Here is a 280-nt window from a genome sequence, read left to right as displayed (position 1 = left end):
CGATTTTACTCAGTAACGCATGAGACTTTGGCTGCATGATCTCTGTTAGCTGTGGCGACTCTGCATATTCGTCAACGCTGATTTGGATGTCATGAAAAGCCACCGCCCACTCAAATCCCAATGCCAATATCATGGTCTTCAGTAAATTATAACGGTCGCTTGGCGTCCAAGGCTGTTCATCAGTTACCCGAATCAAATGATAACCAACGTCGTGATCGCGCCCAACAATATTCGTATAAGTATGATGCAGGTAGTTATGCGAATGCTGCCAGAGCGGCGC

General features: G+C 46.8%; 1 pseudogene. It reads right to left on the bottom strand.

What is annotated here, in order from left to right:
* Positions 1–280, bottom strand: a pseudogene (locus tag AAEY75_RS14735) (acyl-CoA desaturase); the annotation flags it as partial.

The sequence above is a fragment of the Psychrobacter sp. TB55-MNA-CIBAN-0194 genome (assembly GCF_040309505.1).
Taxonomy (GTDB): Bacteria; Pseudomonadota; Gammaproteobacteria; order Pseudomonadales; family Moraxellaceae; genus Psychrobacter; species Psychrobacter fozii.
This window is presented reverse-complemented; position numbering and strand designations above follow the sequence as displayed.